The organism is Roseovarius sp. (assembly GCF_030373445.1).
Taxonomy (GTDB): Bacteria; Pseudomonadota; Alphaproteobacteria; order Rhodobacterales; family Rhodobacteraceae; genus Roseovarius.
Window position 1 is genome coordinate 17,305 of the sequence record NZ_JAUCYU010000017.1, and the last position, 18,729, is coordinate 36,033.

Consider the following 18,729-nt stretch of genomic DNA (forward strand, 5'->3'; position numbering starts at 1 on the left):
CACTGCCTTCCGGAGGGTTTCGCATGACCGCCCTGAAAGTCGAAAACCTCGCCAAGACCTTCCCGCTGAAGGGCTCGCTCTTCTCCCCCGCCAAGGACGGCGTCCGCGCCGTGAGGCCCATGAGCTTCTCCGTCGAACCCGGCGAAACCCTTGGAGTCGTTGGCGAATCCGGCTGCGGCAAGTCCACCTTGGCGCGAATGCTGGTGGGGCTGCTGGAGCCATCCGAGGGCACGATCGAGATCGAAGGCAAGGCCCTCGACAACGCCGACCCGGCCGAATTCGGCAAATTGATCCAATATGTCTTCCAGGATCCCAACAGCAGCCTCAACCCCCGCAAATCCATCAAGCAGATCATGGAGGCCCCCCTTAAGCGCCTGTATAATATGCCAAAATCGGAACGCGAAAATCGCATCCGCGAGATCTTCGCCTCCGTCAACCTGCGCGACGAGTTCCTCGAACGCTACCCCCACGAATTCTCCGGCGGCCAGGCCCAACGCATCGGCATCGCCCGCGCCCTCGCCGCCAATCCGCGCATCATCATCCTCGACGAACCGGTCTCGGCCCTCGACGTGTCGGTACAGGCGCAGGTGCTGAACCTTCTGGCGCGCCTGAAGGAAGAGTTCGGCCTCACCTACCTCTTCATCACCCACGACCTCGCCGTGGTCGAAGCGGTAAGCGACCGGATCATCGTGCTCTACTTCGGTTCGGTCGTCGAAGTCGGGAAGGCGGAAAAAATCTTTGCAAACCCCCGTCATCCCTATACAAAATTGCTGGCCGACAGCGCCCCCGTCGTCGGCCGCGCCCTCACCGCGCCCGAGCAGAAAGGCACAGAATTGCCCGACCCGCTCGACCCGCCGCCGGGCTGCGCCTTCGCCGGCCGCTGCCCCCGGGCAACCGACCGCTGCCGGTCAGAGGAGCCGGACCTGAGACCAATGGGAGAGGACCAACTTGCCGCCTGCCACCACCCCATCGAGGCGCAGCCGGGCTGAATCGAAGCCCAGTCGCCCCGTTCAGGTCGCCGAGGCGATCAAGGACTGGGTCGTGGACCAGGGATTGCAGGCCGGCGACCGCCTCCCCGCCGAGGCGGAGCTGATCGAGCGTTTCGGCATGGCCAAGGGCACCATCCGCGAAGCCATGCGCATCCTCGAGGCACAGGGCCTCATCAAGACACGCACCGGCCCCGGCGGCGGCAGCTTCATCCACGAGGTCAGCCTCCAGCGGGCAAAAGCGCTACTGGGAAACTACTTTTATTTCAAGGATCTGACCATCGGCGACATCTACCAGCTTCGCCTCGCGCTGGAGCCGGAGCTTTCGGCTTCGCTGGCCGGAAACCTTGACGAAGAGGTGCTGCAACAGCTCGAATCCCACCTGGCAGACTATGCAGAGCCGGCCGCCACGCTGGAAGAGGAACGCCAGCAGCACGTGGCCTCCCTCCGCTTTCACGCCATCCTGGCCGAGCAGGCCGGCAACCCGCTCCTGGGATTCGTGATCGACTTCATGGTCAACCTGCTGACCGACCTGACCGTCTATCGCCGGCTCTACTCGCCGCCCAACCTCGAGCTATGGAAGCAAGGCCGCGCCCACCAAATCGAACTGGTGCAGGCCCTCCGTGCCGGCGATGCCGACAGGGCGCGCGCCATCATGTCGGACCACATGCAAACCGCCTGGACCCTGATGCGCAAGCAGGAAGTGGAGATGCGGAACCGGTTCATCTCGGAATAGGCCGGCACCACGCCAAACAGTCGCAATCAATAGGAAATTCGTCCGCTCAAACCGTCATCGTCGCCGCCACGGCGCGCTTCCAGCTATCGTACTTGGCCTTGCGCGTCTCCGCCTCCATCCGCGGCTCGAACCGGCGGTCGAGCGCCCATTCGCGGGCGAACCCCTCCTGATCGGGGTAGATCCCGGCTTTCATCCCGGCCAGCCACGCCGCCCCCAACGCCGTCGTTTCCAGCACTTTCGGCCGGTCCACCGGCGCATCCAGGATGTCGGCCAGGAACTGCATCGCCCAGTCCGACGCACTCATCCCGCCATCCACGCGCAGCACCTCGCCGGCGCGGTCCTCTGTCCAGTCGGCGGCCATCGCTTCCAGAAGATCGCGGGTCTGGAAGCCCACGCTTTCGAGGGCCGCACGGGCAAACTCCGCCGGGCCGGAATTGCGCGAAAGACCGTAAATCGCCCCCCGGCAATCGGCCTTCCAGTAAGGCGCGCCGAGCCCGGTAAAGGCCGGAACAAGAACGACATTCTGGCCATCATCGGCCCGCTCGGCCAGCGGCTGCGTCTCCGACGCCTCGCGAATTATCTTCAACCCGTCGCGCAGCCATTGCACCACCGCGCCCGCGATGAAGATCGACCCTTCCAGCGCATAGGTGGGCTTTCCATCGAGCTGGTAGGCAATCGTCGTCAGAAGCCGGTTCTTCGACGTCACCGGCTCGTCTCCTGTGTTCATCAACGCGAAACACCCGGTCCCGTAGGTCGATTTCAGCATGCCCGGCGAAAAGCACGCCTGCCCCACCGTCGCCGCCTGCTGGTCACCTGCGACGCCGAGAATGGGGATTTCGCGGCCGAACAGGTCGGACCGGGTCTTGCCGAAATCATCGGCGCTGTCCCTGACCTCGGGCAGCATGTCCATCGGGATATCGAGCAGGTCGCAGATCGACTGACTCCACCGGCCCTTTCGAATGTCATAGAGCAGCGTCCGCGCAGCGTTGGTGGCGTCGGTCGCGTGCACCTCGCCGCCCGTCAGCTTCCAGATGAGATAGCAATCCACGGTGCCGAAAAGCAGTTCGCCCTTCTTTGCCCGCGCCCTTGCGCCGTCGACGTTATCGAGGATCCAGGCCAGTTTCGTGCCCGAAAAATAAGGGTCGAGCAGAAGCCCCGTCCGCTCGGAGATCATGTTTTCGTGGCCCGCCTCGCGGAGCCTTTCGCAGGTGTCGGCGGTGCGGCGGTCCTGCCAGACGATGGCGCGGTGCACCGGCTCGCCAGTCTCGCGGTCCCAGACCAGCGTCGTTTCGCGCTGGTTGGTGATGCCGATGGCGGCAATGTCGGCGGTGCGGATGCCGGCGCGCTCGATCACCTCGCGGCAGGTTCCGGCGGTCGTCGCCCACAGGTCGGCAGGGTCATGCTCGACCCAGCCGGAGGCCGGGAAATGCTGTTCAAACTCCTCCTGCGCGGTGGCGCGGATGCGCATCTCGCGGTCGAAAAGGATCGCGCGGCTGGAGGTGGTACCCTGGTCGATGGCAAGGATATGGGTCATGGCGTTCTGTCGCGTTCGTGAATTCTGAAGGTAGCGGATGGATCGCCAAGGGGAAAGCGCCGGGGCCCGGGGGCCCCGGCTGCCCGGCTCATTCCTGCCAGGACTTGATCAGCTCGTCATAGGAGACCGTCTGCGGCTCTTCTTCCTCGTTCTCGAGGGCCGCTTTCGGGGCGCCCGGCTGGCTCAGCCAGTGCTCGGGGTCCATCTCCTCGTTCATCTTCGGACCGAGGTCACCCTGCACACCGGCGCGTTCCAGGCGCTCCAGCACACGTTCCTGATCGGCGCAGAGGCTGTCGAGCGCTTCCTTGGGCGTCTTGGCCCCCGACATCGCGTCGCCGATATTCTGCCACCAGAGCTGTGCCAGCTTGGGATAATCCGGCACGTTGGTGCCCGTGGGCGACCAGCGCACGCGGGCGGGAGACCGATAGAATTCCACCAGGCCGCCCAGCTTGGGCGCGCGGTCGGTGAAGCTCTGGTCGTTGATGGTCGACTCGCGGATGAATGTCAGGCCGACATGGCTTTTCTTCACGTCCACCGTCTTGGAGGTGACGAACTGGGCGTAGAGCCAAGCCGCCTTGGCGCGGTCGACAGGTGTGGATTCCATCAGCGTCCACGACCCCGCATCCTGGTAGCCGACCTTCATGCCGTCTTCCCAGTAGGCGCCGTGCGGCGAGGGGGCCATGCGCCACTTCGGCGTGCCGTCGTCATTCAGCACGGCCTCGGCCCCGTCACCCACCATGGCGGCGGTGAAGGCGGTGTACCAGAACATCTGCTGAGCCACTGCCCCCTGCGCCGGCACCGGCCCGGCCTCGGAGAAGGTCATGCCCGCAGCCGCCGGCGGCGAGTATTTCTCCAGCCATTCGATGGCCTTGGTCACGGCGTAGACGGCGGCCGGGCTGTTGGTGGCCCCGCCCCGCGCGACACAGGAGCCGACGGGCTGGCTGTTCTCGTTCACCCGGATGCCCCATTCGTCGACCGGCAGGCCGTTGGGTTCACCCTTGTCGCCCATGCCGGCCATCGACATCCACGCATCTGTGTAGCGCCAGCCAAGCGAGGGGTCTTTCTTGCCGTAGTCCATGTTGCCATAGACTTCCTCGTCGACACCCATATGGCTGAGGTCGCGTCCGGTGAAGAACTCGGCGATATCCTCGTAGGCCGTCCAGTTGACCGGAACGCCTAGGTCGTAGCCGTACTCTTCCTTGAAGTCGGCGCGGTTCTTCTCGTCCTGGAACCAGTCATAGCGGAACCAGTAGAGGTTGGCGAACTGCTGGTCCGGAAGCTGGTAAAGCTTGTCGTCCGGCCCGGTGGTGAAGGACGTGCCGATGAAGTCGTCGATGTCGAGGTTCGGGTTGGTCACGTCCGCCCCTTCGCCCGCCATCCAGTCGGTCAGGTTGCGGGCCTGCTGATACCGCCAATGGGTGCCGATCAGGTCGCTGTCGTTGATGTAGGCATCGTAGATGTTCTGGCCCGACTGCATCTGTGTCTGCAGCTTCTCGACCACGTCGCCCTCGCCGATCAGGTCGTGGGTGACGTTGATCCCGGTGATCGCGCTGAACGCAGGCGCAAGCACCTTGGATTCATACTCGTGGGTCGCAATGGTTTCCGAGACCACCTTGATATCCATGCCCTTGAATGGCTCGGCGGCGTCGATGAACCATTGCATCTCCTCCTCCTGGGCCGCGCGGTCGAGCGAGGAGAGGCCGTCGATCTCGGAATCGAGAAACTCGTTCGCCTCCTCCATTCCGGCGATGGCCGCCCCGCCGGTCAGGCAGAGCGCCGTGGCCAGCGCGGTGGTCGTTCGTAAGGTCAAGTTCATGTGTTCCTCCCATGTTGTCGAACTTGGTCGTCTTGAAGCGGCCCCGCCTCCTCTGCGCGGGCCCGCCGGTTTCGCATAGCTACACCCAGCGGAACACCGCGGCGGCATAGGCAAGGCAAACGATGAGCGCATAAGGTTGGTTGGTGCCAATAAGGCCCAGCCACGCGATGTTGATGAAGGCCGACCCGAGCAGCGTGATGAACAGCCGATCGCCGCGGGTCGTCTCGATCCGCAGCACGCCACGCCGCGGGGTTTCGGGGTAGCGCGCCGCGAGGATCGTGAAGACCACCAGCAGCAGTCCGATGATCCCGAAGAAGGCGGCGGTCGGCCATGTCCATGCCATCCAGGTCATGCGACGTCTCCCTTATACCCGGCCCAGGGCAAAGCCCTTGGCGATGTAGTTGCGGACGAAATAGATCACCAAGGCCCCCGGCAGGATCGTCAAAACCCCGGCGGCGGCCAGCACGCCCCAGTCGAGGCCGCTGGCGCTGACCGTGCGGGTCATCGTGGCGGCGATGGGCTTGGCCGCGACGCTGGTCAGCGTGCGCGACAACAGCAGCTCCACCCACGAGAACATGAAGCAGAAGAACGCCGCCACCCCGATGCCCGAGGCGATGAGCGGCATGAAGATCTTTACGAAGAACCGCGGGAAGGAATAGCCGTCGATATAGGCGGTCTCGTCGATCTCCTTCGGCACGCCGCGCATGAACCCTTCCAGGATCCAGACCGCCAGCGGCACGTTGAACAGGCAATGCGCCAGCGCCACGGCGATATGCGTATCGAACAGGCCAACACTGGAATAAAGCTGGAAGAACGGCAGTGCGAACACGGCGGGCGGTGCCATCCGGTTGGTCAGCAGCCAGAAGAACAGGTGCTTGTCTCCGATGAACTGGTACCGCGAAAAGGCATAGGCCGCGGGCAGCGCCACGGTGACCGAGATCACCGTGTTCATCACCACGTAGATCATCGAGTTGACGTATCCCATGTACCACGACGCATCGGTCAGGATGGTCACGTAGTTCTCAAGCGTGATGTTCCGGGGCCAGAGCGAGAAGGTGCCGAGGATCTCGGCATTGGTCTTCAGGCTCATGTTCACCAGCCAGTAGATCGGCAGCAGCAGGAACAGCAGGTAAAGCACCATCACCACGGCCGATCCGTTCACGCGGGCGCCACTGCGGGTACGGGTCTTGCCGGGGGCCTGCGGGGCGTTGGCGGTTGAATCGGCCATCGCTCAGCTCCCTTCCTTGTCGAGATTCGTCATGACCGTGTAGAACACCCAGCTGATCAGCAGGATCACGAGGAAATACATGATCGAGAAGGCCGCGGCGGGGCCGAGGTCGAACTGGCCAAGCGCCATCTTCACGAGGTCGATCGACAAGAACGTGGTGGCGTTGCCCGGCCCCCCGCCGGTGACCACGAAGGGCTCGGTATAGATCTTGAAGCTGTCCATGAAGCGCAGCAGGATCGCGATGGTCAGAACCCCGCGCATCTTCGGCAGCTCGATATAGCGGAACACCTTCCAGCGGCTTGCCTGGTCGATCTTGGCGGCCTGGTAATAGGCGTCGGGGATCGAGACCAGCCCGGCATAGGCCAGCAGCGCCACCAGAGAGGTCCAGTGCCAGACATCCATGATGATGACCGTGGCCCAGGCATCGAAGATGTCCTGCGTGTAGTTGTAGCTGAACCCGAGCTGGTCGAGCGTATGGCCCAGCAACCCGATATCGACGCGGCCGAAGATCTGCCAGATCGTGCCGACCACGTTCCACGGAATGAGCAGCGGAAGTGACATCAGCACGAGGCAGACGGACACCCAGACGCCCTTGCGCGGCATGTTGAGCGCTACGAAGATGCCAAGTGGCACCTCGATGGCGAGGATGATGGCCGAGAAGACGAGTTGCCGCTGCAGCGCGTCCCACATCCGGTCGCTTTCGAGCAGTTCGCGGAACCACATCAGCTTGTCGTCGAGCGGGAAGAACTCGCCCGCGAACGTGTCCTGCACGGCATAGTTCACCACGGTCATCAGCGGGATGACCGCCGAGAAGGCCACCAGAACCAGCACCGGCAGAACGAAGAGCCATCCCTTCTGGTTGACGGTCTTTTCCTGCATCACGCGGCCCTTCCCTGGCTGCCCTCGGGCGCGACGCGCCAGTCATCGGCATAGACGTTGACGCCCCGGGGCTCGAACTCGATGCGGGTCATGTCCGGCCCGATCTCGGTGCCTTCACCGGCGATGATGTTGATCTCGGTACCGAAACACTCGGCGCGCACGATCTTGTGGCGGCCAACATCCTCGACCCGGCGGATCTTGACGGGCAGACCGCCACTGTCGGACAGGCGCACGAATTCCGGCCGGACGCCGAGCGCCACCTGGCCCGACGGTGCACCATAGGCGTTTGCCAATTGGATCTCCGTGCCGTTGACGTAAGCCCGATTCCCCTCGACCTTTGCCGGCAGCACGTTCATGCCCGGCGAACCGATGAAATAGCCCACGAATGTGTGCTCGGGCGTCTCGAACAGTTCTTCCGGCGTCCCGATCTGGATCACCCGTCCGTCATGCATCACCACCACCTTGTCGGCGAAGGTCAGTGCCTCGGTCTGGTCGTGGGTGACATAGATCATGGTGTGTCCGAACTGCCGGTGCAGTTGCTTGAGCTGGGTGCGCAGTTCCCATTTCATGTGGGGGTCGATCACGGTCAGCGGCTCATCGAACAAGAGCGCATTGACGTCCTCCCGCACCATGCCGCGGCCGAGGCTGATCTTCTGCTTGGCATCCGCCGTGAGACCTTGGGCCTTGCGGTCGAGCGTGTCCTCCATGCCGATCATCCGGGCAATCTCCTGCACGCGAGATGCCACGTAACTGGCTTCGGCACCGCGATTTTTCAGCGGGAAGGCAAGGTTCTCGCGCACGGTCATGGTGTCGTAGACCACGGGGAACTGGAACACCTGAGCGATGTTGCGTTCGGCCGTCGGCGCATGGGTCACGTCCTTGTCGTCGAACAGGATTCGCCCCTGGCTCGGCTCCAGCAGGCCCGAGATGATGTTGAGCAGGGTGGACTTGCCACAGCCCGAAGCGCCGAGCAGCGCGTATGCCTCGCCATCGTTCCAGTCGTGGTTCAGCTCCTTCAGAGCGTAATCGTCCGGGCCGCCGGGGTTGGGCAGGTAGGAATGGGCGAGGTTGTCGAGCGTGATCTTTGCCATGTCTCTCTCCTCTCACGCGGCCTGGGCATAGGCGGCGGGGGCGACAAGCTCTCCGCCCTCGCTGAAAACGTAAACGTGCCGCGGCTCAAGATAGACTTTCAGTCCCTCGCCCAGCGTGATGTCGTGCACCCCGTGGATCAGCCCGACCCAGCGCTCGCCATGGTGATCGAGGTGGATGAAGGTTTCCGAGCCGGTGATCTCGGTCACCTCGAGGCGCGTCGAGAATTCGAGCGCGTCGGCGGCCTCTGTACGGATATCAAGGTGATTGGGGCGGAACCCGGCGATATAGCGGCCATCCTGCAGTTGGGCCAGCTTGCCCGTCGCGCTGGCCGACTGCCCTTCGCCGAACATGATCCGGTTACCGGTCTTGGATATCTGAAGGAAATTCATCGGCGGGTCGGAAAAGACGCGCGCGGTTTCCATGTCGACGGGCCGCCGGTAGACCTCCGGCGTCGGCCCGAACTGGGTGACGCGCCCTTCCCACAACGTCGCGGTATTGCCGCCAAGCAGCAGCGCCTCCTCGGGTTCGGTAGTGGCGTAGACGAAGATCGAGCCGGATTCCTCGAAGATCTTGGGAATTTCCTGCCGCAACTCCTCGCGCAGCTTGTAATCGAGGTTGGCCAACGGCTCGTCGAGCAGCACGAGGCCCGCGTTCTTGACCAGCGCCCGCGCGAGTGCACAGCGCTGTTGCTGACCGCCCGACAGCTCGAGCGGCTTGCGGTCGAGAAAGGGGCCGAGCTTCATCAGGTCTGCCGTCTTGCGCACCGCGGCATCGATCTCGCTGGCCGGTATCTTCTTCAGCCGCATGGGAGAGGCGATGTTTTCATAGACGGACATCGAGGGATAGTTGATGAACTGCTGGTAGACCATGGCAACGCCACGATCCTGCACGCGCTTGCCGGTCACGTCTTCGCCGTCCCACAGGATGCGGCCCGTCCACGGTGCGTCGAGCCCGGCCATCAGCCGCATCAACGATGTCTTGCCCGCCAGTGTCGGCCCGAGCAGGACATTCATCGTGCCCTTCTCGAGCGTCAGGTCGGTGGGGTGGATATGCACCTGCCCCTCGACTTGCTTCGACACGTTTTCCAGAACCAGGGTCATCGGGCGTCCTTGTGTTTCATTCCGCGGCTTTCGCAGCATTGGTCTGGGGCCGGGCGTCGCGCATCCACCGGTCGAGCGTGGCCACCTCCTCGGACGTCATGCGCAGGCCAAGCTTGGACCGGCGCCAGACAACGTCCTCGGCCTCGCGGGCATATTCCTTGTCCATCAGCCAGCGCACCTCCCGCTCGGTGAGCGTGGCACCGAAATCGCGGCCGAGGTCTTCGGGCGATGTCGCGTCAGCGAGGATGCCGTCCGCCTCTTTGCCGTAGGCGCGCACCAGCCGGCGGGCCCAGAACTCCGACAGGAAAGGATAGGCCGCGCGCAGGTCGGCCACCACCTGTTCGACTGCGCTCACCTCGAAGTCTCCGCCCGGCAAGGGGGCACCGGCCGTCCAGGGGCCGATCAGGGCAGGGAAGAAGGGCGCAAGCTGCTCCATCGCGCTTTCGGCGAGACGACGATAAGTGGTGATCTTTCCACCGAAGACGTTGAGCAGGGGCGCCCCGTTGTCGTCGACCTTCAGCACGTAGTCGCGCGTGGCGGCGGTGGCCGATTTCGCCCCGTCATCGTGCAGCGGGCGGACGCCGGAATAGGTCCAGACGATATCCTCACGGGTCACCGGGCGTTCGAAATACTCCGATGCGAAGGCGCAGAGATAGTCCTGCTCCTCGGGTGTGCAGACAGGTTTTTCCGAGGGGTCGCCATGGTCGGCATCGGTCGTGCCGATCAGGGTGAAGTCGGTCTCGTAGGGGATGGCGAAAATGATCCGGCCGTCCTTCCCCTGGAAGAAATAGCACTTGTCGTGATCGTATAGCTTGCGGGTCACGATATGGCTGCCGCGCACCAGCCGCACGCCTTCGGTGCTGTTGACCGTGGCGACCTCCTGTATGACCTTCCCCACCCAGGGCCCGCCGGCGTTGACGAGGGCGCGGGCATGGCGTGTCTCGCGCTCGCCGCTGTCGCTGTCTTCCAGCGTGATGGCCCAGAACTCGCCCTCGCGCCGGGCCTCGACCACCTTCGTGCGCGTCAGGATTTCCGCCCCCATCTTCGCCGCGTCGCGCGCGTTGAGAACGACAAGGCGGGAATCCTCGACCCAGCAATCTGAATACTCGTAGGCACGCCGGAACTTCTGCTTGAGCGGCGCCCCCTCCGGCGTGCCATCGAGGCTCAGCCGTGTCGTGCCGGGCAGGATCTTCCGGCCGCCCATCGTGTCATAAAGGAAGAGGCCCAACCGGATCAGCCACGCGGGGCGGCGCCCCTTCATCCACGGCAGGAAAGTTTCGAGAACTTTCGAGGTCGGTGTGCCGCTTTCGAACCGCATGTCCTTGTGCCAGGGCAGCACGAAACGCAATGGCCAGCTGATATGCGGCATCGCACGCAACAGGGTTTCGCGTTCGACCAGTGCCTCGCGCACCAGCCGGAACTCGAAGAACTCAAGGTAGCGCAGGCCGCCATGGAAAAGCTTGGTCGAGGCAGAGGAGGTTGCGGAAGCCAGGTCGTTCATCTCGGCCAGCGTGACCGTCAGGCCCCGGCCGGCCGCATCCCGTGCGATCCCGCATCCGTTGATCCCCCCGCCTATGACGAAAAGATCGCGCACGTCAGCATGGTGCGGCCCTGATTCCAATTTCGGTTTCCTCCCCGAATTCGACCTGAACGAACCATAGTGATGCGCGATATGTCAATTTATATTTTCGTTTATGTTCGGAATCGCAGGTGCTAAGCATTCGTTCCAAAGGGATACGCACATCATCGCCGACCGTCGGCCGAGCGGCACAGGAGGACAGGCCCATGTCTCAAACCTTCCGGCACCCGGACATCCTCGAGATCGCCCGGCGAGAGGGAAAGGTCGTGGTCGAGGATCTGGCCGAGCGGTTCGGCGTCACCGTACAGACGATCCGGCGGGACCTGACCGAGCTTGCCGACGCGGGCAAGCTCGAGCGGGTCCACGGCGGCGCCGTTCTGCCCTCGGGCGTATCCAATATCGGGTATGAAGACCGGCGCGGGTTGAACGAGGACGCCAAGCAGCGCATCGCCCAGGTTTGCGCGAAAGAGATTCCGGACAACGTTTCGGTCTTCCTCAACATCGGCACGTCGACCGAGGCCGTGGCACGCGAGCTGCGGCACCATCACAACCTCATGGCCATCACCAACAACATGAACGTCGCCAACATCCTGGCCGGCAATTCCGATTGCGAGATCATTGTTGCCGGCGGTGTCTTGCGCCGGTCAGACGGGGGATTGGTCGGCAACCTGACCACGGCGACGATCGAGCAGTTCAAGTTCGATTTCGCGGTGATCGGGTGTTCCGCGCTCGATGGCGACGGGGACCTGCTCGATTTCGACTTCCAGGAGGTCAAGGTCAGCCAGACGATCATCCGGCAGGCCCGGAAAACATTCCTGGTGGCGGATCATTCCAAGTTCCAGCGTCACGCACCGGCGCTGATTGCCTCGCTCAGGGATATCGATACGTTCTTCACCGATGTCGCGATCAGCCCGAAGCTTGTCACGAAATGCCGGGAATGGGGCACCAAGGTGGTGGTCTGCGCCTAGACCGAAACGCTTTTCAGCAGGTCTTCGCGACCCAGCGTATCCTTCCGGCCACTCAGCCGAACCGCACCGCGTTCTAGCACGTAGAAGGCATCGCCAAGGTCATAGGCGAAGCTGAAATACTGTTCAACCAGCACGATGGCCATATCTGCCCTTTGCCGCAGGTGTGCGATGACGCGGCCGATCTGTTGAATGATGTTCGGCTGGATGCCTTCGGTCGGCTCGTCGAGCAGAAGGAGCTTCGGTTTCGCAATCATGGCACGGGCGATGGCCAGTTGCTGTTGCTGCCCGCCGGACAGGTCGCCGCCGCGTCGGCCGAGGAAATCCTTAAGGATCGGGAAGAGTTCGAACACCTCGTCCGGGATCCGGTGTTCCGACCTGGGCAGACATGCGAAACCCGTTTCGAGATTTTCGCGCACCGTGAGAAGTGGAAAGATGTCGCGGCCCTGCGGGACGTAGCCCACGCCCTTGCGAGCCAGCGCATGCGCCGTGGCACGCTGCACGGGTTCGCCATCCAGCGTGTAGTGGCCACCGGAAAAGCCGTGCGTCCCGGAGATCGCCTTGAGCAGGCTGGTCTTGCCCACGCCGTTCGTGCCCATCACGCAGGTCACTTCGCCGCGCCGGGCGACCATGTCGATTCCGTTGAGGATCTGGCTGCCGCCGTAATGCAGCGTCAGCCCTTCCGTCCTGAGGATTTCATCGCCCGAGATAGACATCGATCACCTTCTCATTCTGGGTCACATGGTCGATGGAGCCCTCGGCCAGCACCGAGCCTTCATGCAGGACGGTCACCTTGCAATCCAACCGGCGGACAAATTCCATGTCATGCTCGACCACCACGACGGCGCGTGTCCTGGCGGCCTCGCGCAGGATATCCGTGGTGTGCTCGCGCTCGGTTGGCGTCATGCCCGCCGCCGGTTCGTCGACCAGCAGCAGGCGGGGCTCCTGCGCCAGCAGCATGCCGATTTCCAGCCATTGCTTCTGCCCGTGGCTGAGTTCGCCCGACTTTCGATGCAGCGCGCCGGACAGGCCGATCTCTTCGGCGAGTTCGACGATCTTGGCGTGATCGTCTTCATCCGGCCGGAACGTCAACACGCTGAAGGGCCCGCGGGCCTTTTTCAGCGCCATCATCAGGTTGTCGGCAACGGATTGATCCTCGAATACCGTGGGCCGCTGGAACTTGCGCCCCACCCCGGCCTGGGCAATGCGGCTTTCGCTCATCGAAAGGAGCGAAACACCCTTGTCCCCATAGTTGACCCGGCCTTCGTCCGGCTTGGTCTTGCCGGTGATGATGTCCATGAACGTGGTCTTGCCCGCCCCGTTCGGGCCGATCACCGCGCGCAGCTCCCGCTCGGCGATCTGGAAGGAAAGGTTGTTGATCGCCTTGAAACCGTCGAAGGACACGGAGACGCCGGAAACCTCTAACAGCGTGCTCATTTGTCGGCCTCCCGTTCGCGCAGCGCACCCTGGTCCGGTCCGAGATCGGCGCCATGACGGTTCGGCGTGGTGCGATCGATGATGATGTCGACCAATCCGCCTATGCCCTTGGGCGCGAAAAGCGTGACCAGCACGAAGGAGAGGCCCAGCAGCACGGTCCACCAATCGACCCACTGGATGCGATAGAAACCGAGGTTGATATCCGGAGCCTGCCCGCCGGTAAACCACGTCGACAGAAGCGACACGAAGGCGGCGCCGATAACCGCGCCGTAAAGCCTGCCCCGCCCGCCGATGGCGACCCAGACGGCCAGGTAGATCGAGGCAATGGGCGCGATCTCGGTCGGGTTGATGATACCGGCCTGCGGGTAGTAGAGCGCACCGGCAATCCCCGCGATGATGGCGGTCAGCGTGAAGACGAAGAGTTTGAAGGCTTCGACCGGATAGCCGAGGAAACGCACCCGCGCCTCGTCATCCCGGATCGCGCGAATGACCGAGCCGAACTTGCCCGACACGATCCAGGCGCAAAGCACGTAACCGGCCCCAAGGGCAAAGGCCGACCCCCAGAAGAACCAGACCGAGACCGTCGCCTGCGGTACCGCGTCGAGGCCCGGCAGATTCTGGAGGCCCGAAAGTCCGTTGTTCCCGCGCAGCCCGCTATCGTTCTGGAAAAGATAGAGCGACAGGGCGAGCGTCATCGCCTGTGTCAGGATCGACAGGTAGACACCCGTCACCCGGCTGCGGAAGGCCAGCCAGCCGAAAACCAGCGCGAGAAGGCCGGGCACCAGCACCACGAAGGCCAGCTGGATCGGAAGAGAATGGGCAAAGGCCCAGACCGGGGGAAACTCCGACGCACCGACCACGCCGAAGATCTGGGTGGCGATGCCGTCGGAGATTTCCTGCGCCGTCGGCGGCAGTTCCGACGCGGCCAGGCTGTCGACCACGATCAGGCGCGTGCGCTCGTACATGAGCCACATGCCGATCGCGTAGCCCCCGAGCCCGAAGAACGCCATGTGCCCCAGCGACAGGATTCCGCAATAGCCCCAGACAAGGTCCATCGCCAGCGCGACGAGGCAAAGGCAGAGCGTCTTGCCCAGCGTCTTGACGAAGCTGGTGGATATCGCACCGATGCCGAACCCTTCCGACAGGATGGTGACGCCAAGGGTGAAGAGGCCCAGCACCGCGAGGAACACCAGCACCGAGGGGAATCTCAGGGCAAGCGGCGTGCGAACGTGGCCGGCGGACAGGGTCGACTCGCTCATCTTATGCCTCCGCCGCGCGGCCTTTGAGGGCGATGATGCCCCGCGGCCTGAACTGGATGAAAAGGATGATGAACAGGATCATGTAGGTTTGGGCCGCCAGCGTGTTCGACGGGTTCAGCCACTCGATCCCCTTCTGCACCGAGCCCACCAAGGTGGCGCCCAGAAGCGTGCCCCAGATATTGCCGACCCCGCCCACGACGACGGTCATGAAGGACTGCACGATATAGTCTGCCCCCATTTCCGAGGTCACCTTGGCATAAAGCCCGATGGCCACGCCGGCGATCCCGGCGATGCCGGAGCCGAAGCCGAAGGTCAGCATGTTGATCCGGTCCGGGTTGATCCCCATCGACGCCGCCATGCGCGGGTTCTGCGTCACCGCCCGCACCTCGAGCCCCAGCCGGGTGCGGTTCATCACCAGCAGGAACATCGCGAGGAACAGCAAGGCGAGCACGAAGATCGCGATGCGGATGTAACTGATCGCGACGATATCGTTGAACACCAGCGACCCGTCGAGCCAGTCCGGAGAGGTCAGCGGCCGCGCCTGCGTGCCGAAGATGTTCTTGGCGATCTGCTGCAACGCGATGGAAATGCCGAATGTCGCCAGAAGTGTTTCGAGCGGGCGGTGGTAGAGCCAGCGGATCACCAGCCGCTCCATCGCGACCCCCGCGCCGAAGGTGATGGCGAACGCCAGCGGCAGGGCAAGGATGATCGACAGCGTGTAGTCCGGTACGATCTGCTGGACGACATAGCCGGTATAGGCGCCCATCATGATGAACTCGCCATGCGCCATGTTGATCACGCCCATGACACCGAAGGTGATGGCAAGGCCGATGGCGGCGAGGAAATAGATCGAGGCCAGCGAAAGGGCGTCGAGCCCTAGGTCGAGGGCCTGGTTCACGGTGACCTTGTTCTCGATGCTCTGCAGCACGGCCGCGGCAGCCAGCGCGATTTCGGGCGGTGCGCCGATATAGCGTTCGAAGAAAACCTGGGAGTCGATAGCCGCATCGACCTCCGCTTCCGTGGCGACGGGTTGCACGACGCCGGTTTCCGCGAGGGCGGCATAGGCCATGTCGCGGGCGGATTCGCTGTCCAGCGTGGCCACCTGCACCCCCGCGACCGATCCGTCCTCGATATTCGCCACGAGGGCCGCGCGCTTGTCGGCCCGGCTTATGCGCGGGCGGTTGATGCCTTCCGAAACGAGGAGGTCATAGGCCGCCTCGCGCGAGAGCGCGTCGCTGCCCGGGTCGAGCTCGCGGGCCACGTCGGCGCTGTCGGGCAGTTCTGATGCGGTTTCCAGCCGGGTGGCCAGCAACGGGTTCAGAGTGGCGCGCACGTCAACCCCGAGATCACCGCGAAAGCTTTCGATGGCCGCGATGCGCGTGGACTCGTCTTCCTCGAACCGGATGGTCAGCAGCCGTTCGAGCCGGTCCATCCGGGCGGCAAGGCCGGGGTGTTCTTCTGCCTCGGCGGCCTTGCGAAGGGCAGGAAGATGGCTGGCATCGGCGTCGCGCTCGATGGCAGCCAGGGCCTGTCGGCGCATCTTGGCATCGGGATCGGTAAGCTGGAACTGCACCAGGGCGGCGCCGATCATGCCGCGGATACCGGAATTGGGCTTGAGCTGGTCGTAATCGTCATCGGGCACTTCCCCGATTTCCGAACTGTCGGCGAAATCGAAGATGCGCAACGTGTCGCGGTCCACCTCCTCGGCATAGACGAAGAGGCCGGTTTCCTCGTTCTGCCACATCTCCTTGTTCTGCCACTTGGCCAGAACCAGCCGCGCCTCGGGCAGACCGCTTGCCGCCAGCGCATCGATCGCCGGGCCGATCGTTTGGCGCGAGCTTTTGGCGATGATCTCGGCATGTTCCTGCAGAACCTGCTGGATCGGCGCCTCGGCGTTCTGCGCGTTGGCAGGGGCGGCAAGACAGATCAACGCGACGCAGAGACGAACCCAGTTGAGCATCCGGAAATCCCTTGAAAGGCCGGGGGGCACAAAATCGCCCCCCGGTAATGTCAGGTGTCGGTCAGGAGGCGATCAGTAGTTCGACTTGATCTGAACGCAGGTCTCGGTCGAGGTGTTGTACATCCCGCATTCGAGTTCCTTCCAGTCCGAGACGAGAACAGCCGATTCCGGCAGGAAGTCTGTCCAGGCATCGCCCGGCACTTCCTCGGTCTGGCTGATGATGTCGAACTGGCCGTCTTCCTGGATCTCGCCGATCAGAACGGGCTTGGACAGGTGGTGGTTCGGCAGCATGACGGCGGTGCCACCGGTCAGGTTCGGGAATTCCTGCCCGTACATGGCGGCACGCACGTCATCGACCTCGGTGCTTTCGGCCGCGGTGACAGCGTTCACCCACATGTTGAACCCGATATAGTGGGCTTCCATCGGGTCGTTGGTGACCCGGTCATCGCCCATGCGGGCCTTCCATGCCGCGACCCACTCCTCGTTCGCCTCGGTATCGGCGGACTGGAAGTAGTTCCACGCGGCGAGGTGGCCGACGAGGTTGGTGGTGTCGAGGCCGGAAAGCTCTTCCTCGCCGACCGAGAAGGCGACAACGGGAATGTCATCGGCAGAGATGCCTGCCGCCGCGAGTTCCTTGTAGAAGCCCACGTTGGCATCGCCGTTGATCGTCGAGATCACGCCGACCTTCTTGCCGTCGGCCCCCAGCGCCACGACATCGGCGACGATCTTCGACCAGTCGGAATGGCCGAACGGCGTGTAGTTGACGAAGATGTCATCCTCGGCGATGCCTTTCGACTTCAGGTAGCTTTCAAGGATGTTGTTGGTCGTCCGCGGGTAGACATAGTCGGTGCCCAGCAGCGCGAATTTCTCGACGCCCAGTTCCTCGAGGAAATAGTCGGTGGCCGGAATGGCCTGCTGGTTCGGCGCGGCGCCGGTGTAGAACACGTTTTTCGAGCTCTCCTCGCCTTCATACTGAACCGGGTAGAAGAGCAGGCCGTTCAGCTCCTCGATAACCGGCAGAACCGATTTGCGGCTGACGCTGGTCCAGTTGCCGAAGATCACGTCGACCTCGTGCACGGTCAGCAGCTCGCGCGCCTTCTCGGCGAAAAGCGGCCAGTCGGAGGCCGGGTCGACCACAACGGCCTCGAGCTCGCAGCCAAGCACGCCGCCCTTTTCGTTCTGCTGCTCGATCAGCATTTCCATCGTGTCCTTGAGGGTCGTCTCCGAGATGGCCATCGTGCCAGAGAGGGAATGCAGTACCCCAACCTTGATCGGGCATTCCACTTCCGCCACCGCGGGCAGAGTTGCGGCGAACAGCGCGGCGGCGGCCGTCGCGGACAAAAGCTTTGTCGACATTTCCATATCCTTCGTGAATGTCGCGCGGTGAACCTTGCCAAGAACAGCCCCGGCACCCAAGTTGTCCCCCACGCAATTATCGTTGCGTAGTGCGGTGGTGACTTGGAGTGAGCGCCAGCACCATCGCACGTCCCCTGTGCGGCACGGGTCATGCCGGCACGTCCGCCAGATTGACGTGTTTCCGTTCGTGGCAAGCAGACATTCGGGTTCCGGGGCGGCAATTTGGCTCGGCCTGCATTATTTTTAGTCAAGTGTAGGAGGAATGCCTGCTATTCGTGCAAAGCGGCATTGACCTTCGCACTGACGGGGGTGGCGCGTTCCGGCACAGGCAGGTGAATGTCGCGCCTTGCGTCCAGGTATCCGGCAACCAGTCGCGTGCAGGCAGAGATCCGCATGTCGGCACGCCGCCCGGCCTCTGCACCATTGCGCAACCGCCCGAACGTCGCCCGCTGAAGCAGGGCGGCGTGCGCGTGCTTCGCCTCGATTCTCAGTGCGAGCGTCGCCGCGTCGTCCACATCGCCGACGGCCTCGAGCAGGGCCACCATCGCATCCCGGGCCGCTTCCGTCCGGTCCGCCGCCGGGTTCTGCATCAGCCACTGGTGTTCGAGATGCGCCGACAGTCGCCCGGCGCAGACGGTCGCATCGTCAGCCAGGCCGGTGTCTGCATGGACAGGCGCACACAAGAGCAGCAGGCATGACGCTGCCGAAAGTGTTTTCAAAACGCTCATTGTATAAGCATGGCGTAAAGTTTTTCATCTCGCAATGCTCGCGCCGCATTGGCTGGCCGGATGCTCGCCGCGAA

17 protein-coding genes are annotated in these 18,729 nt (G+C 63.5%); 3 read left to right on the plus strand and 14 right to left on the minus strand.

Annotation, left to right across the window (positions count from 1 at the left end; genetic code table 11):
* Positions 1-23: 23 nt before the first annotated feature.
* Both QUV18_RS22945 and QUV18_RS22950 read left to right on the plus strand, forming a co-directional pair.
* Complete coding sequence (locus QUV18_RS22945; RefSeq protein WP_300896495.1) at positions 24-989, plus strand: oligopeptide/dipeptide ABC transporter ATP-binding protein; 966 nt, start codon at positions 24-26, stop codon at positions 987-989.
* Entirely contained in the window at positions 949-1,722 is a 774-nt protein-coding gene (locus QUV18_RS22950) for an FCD domain-containing protein (RefSeq protein ID WP_300896496.1), read from the plus strand. The genes QUV18_RS22945 and QUV18_RS22950 overlap by 41 nt, the downstream gene beginning before the upstream one ends.
* A gap of 46 nt (positions 1,723-1,768) precedes the next feature.
* On the opposite strand, the gene glpK is transcribed toward QUV18_RS22950, so the two are convergent.
* The 8 genes from glpK to glpD form a co-directional block, all read right to left on the minus strand.
* Complete coding sequence (gene glpK / locus QUV18_RS22955; protein WP_300896497.1) at positions 1,769-3,256, minus strand: glycerol kinase GlpK; 1,488 nt, start codon at positions 3,254-3,256, stop codon at positions 1,769-1,771.
* An 88-nt stretch (positions 3,257-3,344) separates the two neighbouring features.
* Entirely contained in the window at positions 3,345-5,072 is a 1,728-nt protein-coding gene (locus tag QUV18_RS22960; RefSeq protein ID WP_300896498.1) for an ABC transporter substrate-binding protein, read from the minus strand.
* Between the two features lie 79 nt (positions 5,073-5,151).
* Positions 5,152-5,424, minus strand: coding sequence for a DUF2160 domain-containing protein (locus QUV18_RS22965; protein WP_300896499.1), 273 nt, complete (start codon positions 5,422-5,424; stop codon positions 5,152-5,154).
* Positions 5,425-5,436: 12 nt separating this feature from the next.
* Entirely contained in the window at positions 5,437-6,300 is an 864-nt protein-coding gene (locus QUV18_RS22970; protein WP_300896500.1) for a carbohydrate ABC transporter permease, read from the minus strand.
* Between the two features lie 3 nt (positions 6,301-6,303).
* Positions 6,304-7,179, minus strand: a complete 876-nt coding sequence (locus tag QUV18_RS22975; protein ID WP_300896501.1) for a sugar ABC transporter permease — start codon at positions 7,177-7,179, stop codon at positions 6,304-6,306.
* Positions 7,179-8,270, minus strand: coding sequence for an ABC transporter ATP-binding protein (locus QUV18_RS22980; protein WP_300896502.1), 1,092 nt, complete (start codon positions 8,268-8,270; stop codon positions 7,179-7,181). Before QUV18_RS22980 ends, QUV18_RS22975 begins: the two co-directional genes overlap by 1 nt.
* Before the next feature lie 12 nt (positions 8,271-8,282).
* A complete protein-coding gene (locus QUV18_RS22985) occupies positions 8,283-9,371 on the minus strand; it encodes an ABC transporter ATP-binding protein (protein WP_300896503.1) in 1,089 nt (362 codons plus the stop codon).
* Positions 9,372-9,387: 16 nt separating this feature from the next.
* On the minus strand, positions 9,388-10,965 hold the full coding sequence (gene glpD / locus QUV18_RS22990; RefSeq protein ID WP_300896504.1) for a glycerol-3-phosphate dehydrogenase: 1,578 nt from the start codon (positions 10,963-10,965) through the stop codon (positions 9,388-9,390).
* A 191-nt stretch (positions 10,966-11,156) separates the two neighbouring features.
* On the opposite strand from glpD, the gene QUV18_RS22995 reads away from it, so the two are divergent.
* Complete coding sequence (locus tag QUV18_RS22995) at positions 11,157-11,918, plus strand: DeoR/GlpR family DNA-binding transcription regulator (RefSeq protein WP_300896505.1); 762 nt, start codon at positions 11,157-11,159, stop codon at positions 11,916-11,918.
* On the opposite strand, the gene urtE is transcribed toward QUV18_RS22995, so the two are convergent.
* The 6 genes from urtE to QUV18_RS23025 all read right to left on the minus strand — a co-directional run bounded on the left by urtE (position 11,915) and on the right by QUV18_RS23025 (position 18,655).
* Complete coding sequence (gene urtE, locus QUV18_RS23000; RefSeq protein WP_300896506.1) at positions 11,915-12,631, minus strand: urea ABC transporter ATP-binding subunit UrtE; 717 nt, start codon at positions 12,629-12,631, stop codon at positions 11,915-11,917. The genes QUV18_RS22995 and urtE overlap by 4 nt on opposite strands.
* Positions 12,612-13,352 carry an urea ABC transporter ATP-binding protein UrtD gene (urtD, locus tag QUV18_RS23005; RefSeq protein WP_300896507.1) on the minus strand — a complete coding sequence of 247 codons (741 nt, stop codon included), beginning with the start codon at positions 13,350-13,352 and terminating at the stop codon, positions 12,612-12,614. The genes urtE and urtD overlap by 20 nt, the downstream gene beginning before the upstream one ends.
* Positions 13,349-14,611 carry an urea ABC transporter permease subunit UrtC gene (urtC, locus tag QUV18_RS23010; RefSeq protein WP_300896508.1) on the minus strand — a complete coding sequence of 421 codons (1,263 nt, stop codon included), beginning with the start codon at positions 14,609-14,611 and terminating at the stop codon, positions 13,349-13,351. The genes urtD and urtC overlap by 4 nt, the downstream gene beginning before the upstream one ends.
* 1 nt (position 14,612) lies before the next feature.
* Positions 14,613-16,571: an urea ABC transporter permease subunit UrtB gene (urtB, locus tag QUV18_RS23015; RefSeq protein ID WP_300896509.1), complete on the minus strand. Its 1,959-nt coding sequence runs from the start codon at positions 16,569-16,571 to the stop codon at positions 14,613-14,615.
* Positions 16,572-16,643: 72 nt separating this feature from the next.
* Complete coding sequence (gene urtA / locus QUV18_RS23020; RefSeq protein ID WP_300896510.1) at positions 16,644-17,933, minus strand: urea ABC transporter substrate-binding protein; 1,290 nt, start codon at positions 17,931-17,933, stop codon at positions 16,644-16,646.
* A 263-nt stretch (positions 17,934-18,196) separates the two neighbouring features.
* Entirely contained in the window at positions 18,197-18,655 is a 459-nt protein-coding gene (locus QUV18_RS23025) for a hypothetical protein (RefSeq protein ID WP_300896511.1), read from the minus strand.
* Between the last annotated feature and the right edge of the window lie 74 nt (positions 18,656-18,729).